Source organism: Methylobacterium sp. DB0501 (assembly GCF_011043735.1).
GTDB classification, from domain to species: domain Bacteria; phylum Pseudomonadota; class Alphaproteobacteria; order Rhizobiales; family Beijerinckiaceae; genus Methylobacterium; species Methylobacterium alsaeris.
Genome location: NZ_JAAKGV010000003.1, coordinates 260,899 through 273,922, shown reverse-complemented (window position 1 = coordinate 273,922; position 13,024 = coordinate 260,899). Strand labels below are relative to the sequence as shown.

The following is a 13,024-nucleotide window of genomic DNA, read 5'->3' as shown; positions in this document are numbered from 1 at the left end:
GACGACGGCACCCATGACGACGGCACCCATGACGACGGCACCCATGACGACGGCACCCATGACGACGGCACCCATGACGACGGCACCCATGACGATCACCCCCGTCGAGGCGCGGACGACAACGGCCGACGAGACGGCGCCCCGGATGACCGTCGCCTACCTCGTCAATACCGGCCCGGTGACGAGCTCGACCTTCATCCGGCGCGAGATGGCGGCCCTAGAGGCGCAGGGCGTGACGGTGCGGCGCTTCGCAATCCGCCGCTGGCACCTGCCCCTCGTCGACCCCCGCGACATCGCCGACCAGGCCCGCACCCAATACATCCTCAGCGGCAACCTGCCCGGGCTGCTGCTCGCGGTCCTGCGCCAGGCCGCGACCGACCCGGCGGCTCTCCTGCGCGGCGCCTGGCTCGCGGCGCGGCTCGCCCGCTCCGGCGGCGGTGCGATACGCCACGCGGCGTATTTCCTGGAGGCGGCGTACTTCCTGCGGGCCTTGCGGCGGGAGGGCATCGCCCACACCCACGTGCATTTCTCCTCGAACGCCGCCGCGGTGGCGCTGATTACCCGGACCATGGGGGGCCCCAGCTACAGCTTCACCGCCCACGGCCCCGACGAGTTCCTGACCGCCACCGAGGACGGCCTCGCCCTCAAGCTCTCCGGTGCCGCCTTCGCGGTGGCGATCTCGCATTTCTGCCGCGCGCAGCTCCTGCGCTTCGGGGGAACGCAATTTCGCGACCGGATCGCGGTGGCGCGCTGCGGCCTCGACCTCGACGAGTTCGTGCCCTCCGACCGGCCGGCGGGCTCAAGCCGGACGCTGGTCTGCGTCGGCCGGCTCTGCCCGCAGAAGGGGCAGGTCTACCTGCCCGCCGCGGTGGCGGCCCTGCGGGCGACCGAAGCGCCGTTCCGCCTGGTGCTGATCGGCGACGGCGAGAGCCGCCCGGCGATCGAGGCCGAGATCGCCCGCCACGGCGTCGGCGACCTGATCGCGTTGCGCGGCTGGCAGAACAGCGCCGAGGTCCGCGCGGCCATCGCCGAAGCCCGCGCCCTGGTGCTGCCGAGCTTCGCCGAGGGGCTGCCGATCGTGCTGCTGGAGGCCTTGGCCCTGGCGCGGCCGGTGGTGACCACCACGGTGGCGGGCATCCCGGAGCTGGTGGACGAGGCCTGCGGCCGCATCGTGCCCCCGGGCGACGGTGCGGCCCTGGTCGGAGCCCTGCGCGACATCCTGCGGGCCGACGACGCGACGCTCGCCGAGATGGGCCGCACCGGCCGCGCCCGCGTCGCCCGCCACCACGACCTCGGCACGCTGGCGACGACCCTGCGCGGCCTGTTCGCGGCGGCGATCGCCCGGGAGGGACAGGTGCGGGAGGGGCAAATGCGGAAGGGGCAAGTCGGGGTGCGGGCGGGGCGGGAGAGGATCGGGCGGGAGGCGGCGGAGGTGGAGACGTGAGGGGGGCGCGAGCCTCGAGTCGTCTTCGGATCTCCCGACGACCCTAAAAACCCTCCCGGTCATGCCGGGCTCCGCTGCGCGGTCCCGGCATGACCGGGAGGGTTTCGACGATCAGGAGGATGTCGGGAGCAGACATGGCGTCACCGCATCCCCGTCACCTCCTCCGACAGCACCGCCACCGGCCTTGCCGCGAAGGTCCAGACACGGTGGCCGAGGAAGTTCCAGAACACCACCACGCCGGTCGCCAGCCCCTGGGCGGCGAGGTAGGGCAGGCCGAAGCCGCGGATGAGCCCCGCCATGATGAGCCAGGTCAGCCCGAAGCCGATCGCCGCCACCACGCCGAAGCGCCAGGTCGCCTCGGCATGGGGCCGCGTGCTGGCATAGGTCAGGCGGCGGTTGAGCCCATAGGACACCACCGCCCCGGCGAGGTAGCCGGCGAGCGCCGCCGGCACCGGGTCGGCCCGGCCGGTCTCGACCAGGGTCGCGAGCAGGGCGTAGTGGACCGCGAGCGCCGCGAGGCTGACTCCGACGTAAGCGAGGAACTGCCGCGCGAGGGCTGCCAGCGCCTCGGCGTTCCGGGGACTCGGTTTCGGTTCGCTCGCCACGACGCAACCCGGTGAGGACGGGCGGGAGGTAACCCGCTTCGCCCCTGTCTAGCCTCGGGCACTGAACCGAAGATGACCCGAAAGCGGCGGAATCCGTTCATCCTTGCAGGCGGGCCGCCACCTTTCGGCTGAGCCAGCGCGGCATCAGGCGGGCGCCCAGCACCGCCGCCCGGTTGGCCGTGCCCGGGATCACCACCGCCCGCCCGGCGAGGTACCCGTCGACCGCGGCCCTCGCCACCGCATCCGGCTGCATCACGTTGCCGGTGAAGCGCTTGGTGCCGCCGACATCCGCCCGCTGCGAGAATTCCGTCGCGGTGGCGCCGGGGCAGAGCGCCGTGACGGTCACGCCGAAGGGCCGCGCCTCCTCGTAGAGGGCTTCCGAGAGCGAGAGCAGGTAGGCCTTGGTGGCGTAATAGGCCGCCATGTTGGGTCCGGCCAGGTAGCCCACCACCGAGGCGACGTTGAGGATGCCCCCGCTCCTGCGCGCGATCAGCCCCGGCAGGACCAGGCGGCTGAGGACCGTCGGCGCGGCGACGTTCACCGCCACCATCTCGGCCTGGTCCCGCACCGGCAGGCCGGCGAAGCGCCCACGCAGGCCGAAGCCCGCATTGTTGACGAGGGTGTGGAGAACGATCCCCCGCGCCTCGACCGCCGCCAGCAGTCCCTCGGGCCCGTCCGGCCGCGCCAGATCCGCCGGCACCACGAGCGTCGGCACGGGCAGCTCCGCCGCCAGGGCCTCCAGCCGCTCCGTCCGCCTTGCGCTCAGCACGAGCGGACGCCCCCGTGCCGCGAAGGCCCGGGCGATCTCGACGCCGATTCCGCTCGAGGCGCCGGTGACCAGCGTCCAGCGCGCATCTCCCCCTTGGTCCATGGACTCGGCCACACCCTTCCCCTGATCTGTTCGCCTATGCTAAGGGCGCCCAACGCAATCCCCGCCGCTTCCGCCCATTCCGCTTCCGCCGCGACACGCCCCGACCGGGCCCGAGGCCGGAACCGAGGAACGAGGCAGCGCGCCGCACGAGTCTGAAGCGTCCGATGCCCAAGCGCACCGATCTCTCCTCCATCCTCATCATCGGCGCGGGCCCGATCGTCATCGGCCAGGCATGCGAGTTCGACTATTCCGGCACGCAGGCCTGCAAGGCCCTGCGCGAGGAAGGCTACCGGATCATCCTGGTCAACTCGAATCCGGCGACGATCATGACCGATCCGGATCTCGCCGACGCCACCTACGTCGAGCCGATCACCCCGGAGATCGTCGCCCGCATCATCGAGAAGGAGCGGCCCGACGCCCTCCTGCCGACCATGGGCGGCCAGACCGCGCTGAACTGCGCCCTCTCGCTCAAGCGGATGGGCGTGCTGGAAAAATTCGGCGTGCAGATGATCGGCGCCACCGCCGAGGCGATCGACAAGGCGGAGGACCGCAGCCTCTTCCGCGATGCGATGACCAAGATCGGCCTGGAGACGCCGAAATCGGCGCTCGCCAACGCCTCGGCCGCCAAGAAGGCCGACCGCGAAAAATACCTCGCTGAGATCGCCCGCATCGAGGCTGCCGAGAGCGACCCGGATGCCCGGAAGAGCGCGCTCGCCGCGTTCGAGAAGAAGTGGGCGTCGGCCGAGAACGACCGGCGCAAGCGCTACGGCGAGCACGCGCTCGGCCAGGCGCTCGTCGCGCTCGCCGAGGTCGGCCTGCCGGCGATCATCCGCCCGTCCTTCACGATGGGCGGCACCGGCGGCGGCATCGCCTACAACCGGGAAGAATTCCTCGACATCGTCGAGCGCGGCATCGACGCCTCGCCGACCAACGAGGTCCTGATCGAGGAATCGGTCCTCGGCTGGAAGGAGTACGAGATGGAGGTCGTCCGCGATCGCGCGGATAACTGCATCATCGTCTGCTCGATCGAGAACGTCGACCCGATGGGGGTGCACACCGGCGACTCGATCACCGTGGCCCCGGCGCTGACGCTGACCGACAAGGAATACCAGCGCATGCGCGACGCCTCGCTGGCGGTCCTGCGCGAGATCGGCGTCGAGACCGGCGGCTCGAACGTGCAGTTCGCCGTCGACCCGGCCACCGGCCGGATGATCGTCATCGAGATGAACCCGCGCGTGTCGCGCTCCTCGGCGCTCGCCTCGAAGGCGACCGGCTTCCCGATCGCCAAGGTCGCGGCGAAGCTCGCGGTGGGCTACACCCTCGACGAGATCGCCAACGACATCACGGGTGGCGCCACCCCGGCCTCGTTCGAGCCGACGATCGACTACGTCGTCACCAAGATCCCGCGCTTCGCCTTCGAGAAGTTCCCGGGCGCCGAGCCGACCCTGACCACCGCCATGAAGTCGGTCGGCGAGGCGATGGCGATCGGCCGGACCTTCGCCGAGTCGCTCCAGAAGGCCCTGCGCTCCCTGGAGACGGGCCTGACCGGCCTCGACGACATCGAGATCGAGGGGATCGGCAAGGGCGACGACCGCAACGCCATCAAGGCGGCGATCGGCACCCCGACCCCGGACCGGCTGCTCAAGGTGGCGCAGGCCCTGCGGCTCGGCGTCAGCCACGAGGAGGTCCACGCCTCCTGCAAGATCGATCCGTGGTTCCTAGAGCAGCTCCAGGGCATCATCGACCTCGAGACCAAGGTGAAGCGCTTCGGCCTGCCGAAGACCGCCGGCGCCTTCCGCCAGCTCAAGGCGGCAGGCTTCTCCGATTCACGCATCGCCGTGCTCGCCGGCATGGAGGAAGGGGCGGTGCGCGCCGCCCGCCGGGCGCTCGACGTGCGGCCGGTCTTCAAGCGGATCGACACCTGCGCGGCCGAGTTCAAGTCGCCGACCGCCTACATGTACTCGACCTATGTCGCGCCCTTCGCAGGCGCGGTGGCCGACGAGGCCCAGCCCACGGACGCCAAGAAGGTCATCATCCTCGGCGGCGGCCCGAACCGGATCGGCCAGGGCATCGAGTTCGATTACTGCTGCTGCCATGCCTGCTTCGCGCTGACGGATGCGGGCTACGAGACCATCATGGTCAACTGCAACCCGGAGACGGTCTCGACCGACTACGACACCTCGGACCGGCTGTATTTCGAGCCGCTGACCGCCGAGGACGTGCTGGAGATCATCGAGACCGAGCGTCAGGCCGGCACGCTGCACGGCGTGATCGTGCAGTTCGGCGGCCAGACCCCGCTGAAGCTGGCGCGTGCCCTGGAAGAGGCCGGCGTGCCGATCCTCGGCACCTCGCCGGACGCCATCGATCTGGCCGAGGACCGCGACCGGTTCAAGCGCCTGCTCGACAAGCTGCACCTCAAGCAGCCGAAGAACGGCATCGCCTATTCGGTGGAGCAGAGCCGGCTGATCGCCGCCGATCTCGGCCTGCCCTTCGTGGTGCGGCCGTCCTACGTGCTCGGCGGGCGCGCGATGGCGATCATCCGCGACGAGACCCAGTTCGCCGATTACCTGCTCGACACCCTGCCGAGCCTGATCCCGTCGGACGTCAAGGCGCGCTACCCGAACGACAAGACCGGCCAGATCAACACGGTGCTGGGCAAGAACCCGCTCCTGTTCGACCGCTACCTGTCGGACGCGATCGAGGTCGACGTCGATGCGGTGTCGGACGGCAAGGACGTGTTCATCGCCGGCATCATGGAGCACATCGAGGAGGCGGGCATCCATTCGGGCGATTCCGCCTGCTCGCTGCCGCCGCGCTCGCTGTCGCCGGAGACCATCGCCGAGCTGGAGCGCCAGACCCGCGGCCTCGCGCTGGCGCTGGAAGTCGGCGGCCTGATGAACGTGCAGTACGCGATCAAGGACGGCGAGATCTACGTCCTCGAGGTGAACCCGCGGGCCTCGCGCACCGTGCCGTTCGTCGCCAAGGTGATCGGCGAGCCGATCGCCAAGATCGCCGCCCGGGTGATGGCCGGCGAGCCCCTCGCCTCCTTCGGCCTCAAGCCCAAGACCTTAGCCCACATCGCCGTCAAGGAGGCGGTGTTCCCCTTCGCCCGCTTCCCCGGGGTCGACGTGCTGCTCGGGCCGGAGATGCGCTCGACCGGTGAGGTGATCGGCCTCGACCGCGGCTTTGGCGTCGCCTTCGCCAAGAGCCAGCTCGGCTCCGGCACCCAGGTGCCGAAGGCCGGCACCGTCTTCGTCTCGGTGCGCGACGACGACAAGGCCCGCATCCTGCCGGCGATCAAGCTGCTCTCGGAACTCGGCTTCTCGGTGCTCGCCACCGCCGGCACGCAACGCTACCTTGCCGAGAACGGCGTGGCGTGCGCCCGCATCAACAAGGTGCTGGAGGGCCGGCCGCACGTGGTCGACGCGATCAAGAACGGCGACATCCACCTGGTGTTCAACACCACGGAGGGGGCGGGCGCGCTGTCCGACTCCCGGTCCCTGCGCCGGGCCGCCCTCTTGCATAAAGTGCCGTACTACACCACTCTCGCGGGAGCCATGGCGGCTGCCGAGGGAATCAAGGCCTATCTCGGGGGTGATCTCGAGGTCCGGGCCCTGCAGGAATATTTCGCGGCTTAAGTCGAAAGACCGCGGACGAGACCTATTTCATCCCCTCGCGCCCGCGCGAGACAATCGGAAACAGGCCCGGTCGGGAGGCTCACCCTCCCGCCGGGCCGATTATTTGTGACGCGAGACGACGACGATGGACAAGGTTCCGATCACGGTACGGGGATTCGCGGCTCTGGAGGCGGAGCTGAAGCGCCGCCAGCAGGAGGAGCGTCCGCGGATCATCCAGGCGATCGCGGAGGCCCGCGCGCTCGGCGACCTGTCGGAAAATGCCGAGTACCACGCCGCCAAGGAGGCCCAGTCCCACAACGAGGGCCGGGTGCTGGAGCTGGAGAGCCTGATCTCCCGCGCCGAGGTCATCGACGTCGCCAAGCTCTCGGGCACGAAGATCAAGTTCGGCGCCACCGTCAAGCTGATCGACGAGGACACCGAGGAAGAGAAGACCTACCAGATCGTCGGCGAGCCCGAGGCCGACGTGCATGCCGGTCGGGTCTCGATCACCTCGCCGATCGCCCGCGCGCTGATCGGCAAGGGCGTCGGCGACACCGTCGAGGTCGTCACTCCGGGCGGCGGCAAGTCCTACGAGATCGTTGGCATCCAGTACGGCGCCTGATGCGCCGAAGGACGTCTGGCGCCCGAGCGAAGCGTTGCCGGACCGTCCTCCCGGGGCTATCTCCGCGGTGACGAGGCGGCCCCGTCGGGCGCCATGGAGACGACGCCGATGCTGCGCTGGAGCCAGTCCCTGATCGCGGCCGCCCTGCTGGCGGTTGCCGCGCCGGCTTTGGCGCAGGACGCGACCCTGCCGCCGGGAACGCGCTTCTCCGCCATCCGGGTCGATGTCCGCCCGCTGCTGGCCACCGGCCTCGGCGTTTACGCCGAGGGCGTGCGGGCCGAGTTGCAGGCGGCTTTGGGCAAGACCTTCGCCGACCGGGTCGGCGGTCCCGGCCCGGTCCTGGTGGTGCGGGTGACCGGCCTGTCGCTCAACCCCTATGCCGGCAGCGAGACCCGCGGCGGCGGAGGCGGGCGGGGCAGCGGCGGCAATGCCACCAACACCGACTATCTCGAAGGCGAGGCCCTGGTGGTCGACCGCGCCGGCACCGTCCTGCTGCGCCACCCCCAATTGTCGGCCACCAATGCCAGCTCCGGCGGGGCCTGGTACGACCCGGCCTCGGAAGGGCGGCGGGTGACGTATATCGCCGGGCATTATGCGGCGTGGTTGAAGCGGGGGTTGGGGCTGGATTGAAGCCTCCCCCCCGAGCGGCCTTCGCAACATCTTCGGCGGCGCGCGATTCAGGCTCGATCTTGTTCAACCGCCCGACGGCCGCGTGTCCCGAGGCTGCCGGGAGCGAGGCCGGCCAATCGTCGGGCGGGTGGCCCGTGTCGAGCGTGCCCTCGAACACGCGATAGGCGTCCGTCTTCGAGCCGTAGGTTCGCAGTGTATCCTGGTCGTTCACCCAGGTGAAAACGACGACCTTTGCCTTGCTGTCGTAGCGAAAGAACAGCCGGAAGCGGCCGTTGCCGAACTTGGCCAGGAACCAGTGCTTGCGGCTACTGCCGAGCGTACCACCCTGACGCTATTCAGGCCGTGTCGGATCGGTTGGGATGGTCTCGAAGATCAGCGTTCGGAGCATCGCCAGGAGCTTCGCCTGCGCCGTCCTCCGATGGCCTTCCGGATCGGCCGCCGCGGCCTTCTCGACGGCCGCCGTCGCCCTCTCGAGTTGGTCGAGCAGAAGAGGATGGGCGAAGATCGTCCAGCCGTCGATCACCATGGCTCGGAGCGTCACGGCTTCGTCGATCTCCTCGTCGAGATCGACGGTCGTCCCAACAGTGAGGGCGGTCATGCGCGCCGCGAGGTCGGTGGGAAAAGCCGTGATGTGCTGCGGATTGCGGGCGTTGTCCTGCGCGAGGAACATCAGGAAGCCGTCGATGACGGGATCCGCCTCGGTCTCCGCCGCGAGCAGGCTCACCCGGCCGCCCTCATCGACGACGAAGTCGATCTCGCCGCCGTAGCTCACGCCGAGGGCTTGGCGTATCGCCTTGGGGACCGTTGTCTGCCCCTTCGCCGCGATCTTGCTGCGCTCCCGGACAAGGGCCGTCACGGCATCATTCTTCGCTCCAAAAGTAAGGAAATTATCTTACCTTCGAGCAGACATATTGGTAACGACACGCTGCGGACCGCAGAGATCCAGCCTCACAGGGTCATCCCGGGGCCGCGCAGCGGAGCCTGGGGTGCCGGAGGCACGCCCAGAACCGCTGATGTGCCGGATCAAGCGGTGCCCGTTTCGCCTTCGTTGAAGACATCTGCGTGTCTGAAATCCGGGCTCCGCTGCGCGGCCCCAGGATGTCCCGGAGAATGCGATGGCGCGAGTGGCTGCCTTGCCCGGCCGCTTCCCGTAGTGTGAAGCGGCGCGGGTGACGACGGCTGCCCTGCACACCCGGACGCCGACGATGGAACTCAAGTGGATCGAGGACTTCCTGAGCCTCGCCGAGACCCGCAGCTTCTCGCGCTCGGCGGAGGCCCGGGCGGTCACGCAATCGGCCTTCAGCCGGCGCATCCGCTCGCTCGAGGTCTGGCTCGGCACCGCGCTCCTCGACCGCAGCACCTACCCGATCACGCTCACCGCCGACGGACGCCAGTTCCTGGAGACCGCCGAGGAGGTGGTACGGCTCCTGACCTTGAGCCGGGCCGATTTCCGCGCCCGCAGCGACGGCGCCGGGCTGCCGGTGGTGACGATCACGGCCTTGCACTCGCTCTGCCTGTCGTTCCTGCCGCGCTGGCTCGGGCGCATCCGCGATGCCCTCGGGCCGGTGGCTAGCCGGGTGCTGCCGGACAACTTCAACATCTGCGTCCAGGCGCTGGTCGAGGGCGGGTACGATCTGCTCCTGACCTATCACCATCCGGGCATCCCGATCCCGCTCGACCCCGAGCGCTATCCCTGCCGGATCGTCGGGCGCGACAGCCTCGCCGCGGTGGCCTCCCCCCGTGGGCTGGTGCCGGACGCCAAGGGCCGCCTGCCGCTGCTGCAATATTCCCGCGGCTCGTTCCTCGGGCGGCTCGCCGGCATCGCGCAAGGCGGTGACGACGCGCCGGCGACCTACCCGGTCCACACCAACGAGAACTCGATGGCCGAGGCCCTGCGCTCGATGGCGCTCGGCGGCCACGGCATCGCCTGGCTGCCGCGCAGCCTGGTCGAGCCCGAGATCCGGGCGGGCGCCCTGACGGTGCTCGGCCGCGAGATGCCGATGGACATCCGGCTCTACCGCAGCGCCGAGCGCCACCGCTCCTTCCTCGACGAGGTCTGGGCGGTCGCGGCGGAGGATCCGCCAAACTATTCGGATCCGGAATAGTTCTTGGCAAACATAGCATTGGCGTCGTGGTGCGACCGGGATTATCCCGCCGCCATCCGGTGACGGCGCCGCTTCTCGACAGGAACCGGTCGCGCCTGATCCCGGCCCCGACCGTCCTTCGACGCGGCCTCGAGCCCCTGCCTGCCCTCCGGCGGGCCGGATCGCGCCCGCACGTCAGGAGAGAGCCTTGTCCGACGTTTCGACCCGCACCGAGCACGATCTTCTCGGCGACCGCGAGGTGCCGCGATCCGCCTATTACGGCATCCACACCCTGCGCGCCGTCGAGAACTTTGCGATCACCGGCACCACGCTCGCGACCTGCCCCGACCTGATCCGGGCGCTCGCCGCGATCAAGCAGGCGGCGGCCCTCGCCAACCGTGAACTCGGGCTGCTCGATCCGGCGCGCTGCGACGCGATCGTGGCGGCCTGCCTGGAGATCCGGGGCGGCGCCCTGCACGACCAGTTCGTCGTCGACCAGATCCAGGGCGGGGCCGGCACCTCGACCAACATGAACGCCAACGAGGTGATCGCCAACCGGGCGCTCGAACTGCTCGGGGCGGAGCGCGGCGACTACGCCCGCCTCCATCCCAACGAGCACGTCAATATGGGCCAGAGCACCAACGACGTCTATCCGACGGCGCTCAAGATCGCCGGGATCGGGGCGATCCGCCGCCTCGTCGCGGCGATGGCCGATCTGCGCACCAGCTTCGCGGCGAAGTCGGAAGAGTTCCGCGACATCCTCAAGATGGGCCGCACCCAGCTCCAGGACGCGGTACCGATGACCTTGGGCCAGGAATTCGGCACCTATGCCCGGATGCTCGCCGAGGACGAGGCGCGGCTGGGCGAGGCGGAACTGCTGATCCGCGAGATCAACATGGGCGCGACCGCGATCGGCACCGGCATCACCGCCCACCCGCTCTACGCGGAACTGGTGCGCGAGCGGCTCTCCGCCATCACCGAGATCCCGCTCGTCACCGCGGAGGACCTGGTGGAGGCGACGCAGGATTGCGGCGCCTTCGTGCAGGTCTCGGGCGTGCTCAAGCGCGTCGCCGTCAAGCTGTCGAAGACCTGCAACGACCTGCGCCTGCTCTCCAGCGGCCCGCGGGCCGGTTTCAACGAGATCAACCTGCCGGCGCGCCAGGCCGGCTCCTCGATCATGCCCGGCAAGGTCAACCCGGTGATCCCGGAAGTCGTCAACCAGGTCGCCTTCGAGGTGATCGGCAACGACGTCACGATCTCCTTCGCGGCGGAAGGAGGCCAGCTCCAGCTCAACGCCTTCGAGCCGGTGATCGCCTACAGCCTGTTCCGCAGCCTCGCCCATCTGGAGGCGGCCTGCCGCACCCTCGACATCCATTGCGTGCGCGGCATCACGGCCAACCGCGAGCGGCTGCGCGCCAGCGTCGAGAATTCCATCGGGATCGTCACGGCGCTCAACCCCTATATCGGCTATCGCAACGCCACGGCGGTCGCTATGGAGGCGCACGCCACGGGCCGGGGCGTCTACGACCTCGTGCTCGAGAAGCAATTGATGGCCCGCGACCAGCTCGACAGGGTGCTGCAACCCGACCGGCTGACGCGCCCGCAGGCCCTCACGGCGATCTGACGAGTCGCCACACCATCACGGACGGAAACGCCAGACATCCGCGGGAAACCTCGGGCGCGCGAGATCGCGCCCGGGTTCTTGCCGCACATCCGTTCACCTATCGGGAGGAACATAGAAATGGCACAGCCAGACTTGGCACAGCAAGACTTGGCACAGCAAGACCTGGCCCATGTTGAATCGGCCGGGCGCTCGGGCCGGCTGACGCTCTATACCGGAATCGGTCTCGCCCTCGGCGTCGCGGTCGGTGCGGTCCTGCACGGCATGGCGGGAAGCCCCGCGGAAGCGAAGGAAATCGCCGGCTACTTCACCATCGGCACCGACATCTTCCTGCGGCTGATCAAGATGATCATCGCGCCCCTGGTCTTCGCCACCATCGTGTCGGGCATCGCGAGCTTCGGCGACACCAAGGCGGTCGGCCGCGTCGCGGGTCTCGCCATGGGGTGGTTCCTCACCGCCTCGATCGTCTCGCTGTCGCTCGGCTTCCTCGTCGCCAACATCTTCCAGCCCGGCGCCAGCCTCGGCCTGCCGCTGCCGGATGCGGCGGCGCAGACGGGCCTGAAGGCCGCCTCGATCAACCTGCGCGAGTTCATCACCCACGTCTTCCCGACCAGCATCGTGTCGGCGATGGCGACGAACGAGGTGCTGCAGATCCTGGTCTTCTCGGTGTTCTTCGGCTTCGGCCTCAGCGCGATCGACCGCCGCTATGCCGATCCGATGGTCCACATGCTGAACGGGCTGGCCCAGGTGATGTTCAAGGTCACCGACGCGGTGATGAAGGTCGCGCCGCTGGCGGTCTTCGCCGCCATGGCCTCGGTCGTCACCATCCAGGGCCTCGGCGTGCTGGTCGATTACGGCAAGTTCATCGCCGTGTTCTATCTCGGGCTAGCCGTCCTGTGGACGCTCCTGATCGGTGCCGGCTGGCTGGTGCTCGGCAACAGCGTCGTGCGGCTGCTGCGCCTGCTGCGCACCCCGATGATCGTCGCCTTCTCGACGGCGAGCAGCGAAGCCGCCTTCCCGCGCACCGTCGAGGTGCTGGAGCGGTTCGGCGTGCGGCCCCGCGTCACCGGCTTCGTGCTGCCGCTCGGCTACTCGTTCAACCTCGACGGCTCGATGATGTATCAGGCCCTCGCCTCGCTGTTCATCGCCCAGGCCTTCGGCATCCATCTCGGCATCACCGAGCAGCTGACCATGCTGCTCGTCATGATGGTCACCAGCAAGGGCATCGCCGGCGTGCCGCGCGCCTCGCTGGTGGTGGTGGCCGCGACCGTGCCGATGTTCGGCCTGCCCGCCGCCGGCATCCTGCTGATCATGGGCGTCGACCAGATCCTCGACATGGGCCGCACCGTCACCAACGTGCTCGGCAACGGGCTCGCCACCGCGGCGGTTGCCCGCTGGCAGGGGGAGATGCAGGAGGACGAGGGCGAGGCCGTGGCGGAGACGCCCGCCACCGTGGCCCTGCCGACCGGCAAGGCGGCGTGAGGTGAGACGACCGGCGGTCGTCGATGACGGCCGCCGGCCACGGAGAAC

General features: G+C 69.5%; 9 protein-coding genes and 2 pseudogenes. 7 read left to right on the top strand and 4 right to left on the bottom strand.

Annotated features, from left to right (window positions below):
- Positions 1-88 precede the first annotated feature (88 nt).
- Complete coding sequence (locus G4G93_RS06920; RefSeq protein WP_206289579.1) at positions 89-1,444, top strand: glycosyltransferase family 4 protein; 1,356 nt, start codon at positions 89-91, stop codon at positions 1,442-1,444.
- Positions 1,445-1,584: 140 nt separating this feature from the next.
- Here the strand turns inward: G4G93_RS06920 and G4G93_RS06915 are convergent, their stop codons facing one another.
- Both G4G93_RS06915 and G4G93_RS06910 read right to left on the bottom strand, forming a co-directional pair.
- Positions 1,585-2,049, bottom strand: a complete 465-nt coding sequence (locus G4G93_RS06915) for a GtrA family protein (protein ID WP_165082542.1) — start codon at positions 2,047-2,049, stop codon at positions 1,585-1,587.
- Positions 2,050-2,146: 97 nt separating this feature from the next.
- Positions 2,147-2,932, bottom strand: coding sequence for an SDR family oxidoreductase (locus tag G4G93_RS06910; RefSeq protein WP_312891770.1), 786 nt, complete (start codon positions 2,930-2,932; stop codon positions 2,147-2,149).
- Between the two features lie 152 nt (positions 2,933-3,084).
- Here G4G93_RS06910 and carB point away from each other — a divergent pair, with 152 nt between their 5' ends.
- From carB to G4G93_RS06895, 3 genes are all read left to right on the top strand, one after another.
- The gene (gene carB, locus G4G93_RS06905; RefSeq protein ID WP_165082540.1) at positions 3,085-6,558 is read left to right on the top strand and encodes a carbamoyl-phosphate synthase large subunit; all 3,474 of its coding nucleotides are present in this window, start codon (positions 3,085-3,087) and stop codon (positions 6,556-6,558) included.
- A 124-nt stretch (positions 6,559-6,682) separates the two neighbouring features.
- Positions 6,683-7,159 carry a transcription elongation factor GreA gene (gene greA / locus G4G93_RS06900; protein ID WP_165082531.1) on the top strand — a complete coding sequence of 159 codons (477 nt, stop codon included), beginning with the start codon at positions 6,683-6,685 and terminating at the stop codon, positions 7,157-7,159.
- A gap of 108 nt (positions 7,160-7,267) precedes the next feature.
- Positions 7,268-7,789: a hypothetical protein gene (locus G4G93_RS06895; protein ID WP_165082529.1), complete on the top strand. Its 522-nt coding sequence runs from the start codon at positions 7,268-7,270 to the stop codon at positions 7,787-7,789.
- A gap of 91 nt (positions 7,790-7,880) precedes the next feature.
- On the opposite strand, the pseudogene G4G93_RS06890 reads toward G4G93_RS06895, so the two are convergent.
- Both G4G93_RS06890 and G4G93_RS35775 read right to left on the bottom strand, forming a co-directional pair.
- Positions 7,881-8,315 (bottom strand): annotated as a pseudogene (locus G4G93_RS06890) (type II toxin-antitoxin system YhaV family toxin); the annotation flags it as partial.
- A gap of 30 nt (positions 8,316-8,345) precedes the next feature.
- Positions 8,346-8,645: pseudogene (locus G4G93_RS35775) on the bottom strand (type II toxin-antitoxin system PrlF family antitoxin); the annotation flags it as partial.
- 349 nt (positions 8,646-8,994) lie between these two features.
- Between G4G93_RS35775 and G4G93_RS06880 the strand changes: the two are divergent.
- The 3 genes from G4G93_RS06880 (at position 8,995) to G4G93_RS06870 (ending at position 12,976) form a co-directional block, all read left to right on the top strand.
- On the top strand, positions 8,995-9,894 hold the full coding sequence (locus G4G93_RS06880) for a LysR family transcriptional regulator (RefSeq protein ID WP_165082694.1): 900 nt from the start codon (positions 8,995-8,997) through the stop codon (positions 9,892-9,894).
- A gap of 187 nt (positions 9,895-10,081) precedes the next feature.
- Positions 10,082-11,497: an aspartate ammonia-lyase gene (aspA, locus tag G4G93_RS06875; protein ID WP_165082527.1), complete on the top strand. Its 1,416-nt coding sequence runs from the start codon at positions 10,082-10,084 to the stop codon at positions 11,495-11,497.
- 147 nt (positions 11,498-11,644) lie between these two features.
- A complete protein-coding gene (locus G4G93_RS06870; protein ID WP_395411750.1) occupies positions 11,645-12,976 on the top strand; it encodes a dicarboxylate/amino acid:cation symporter in 1,332 nt (443 codons plus the stop codon).
- Positions 12,977-13,024: the final 48 nt, after the last annotated feature.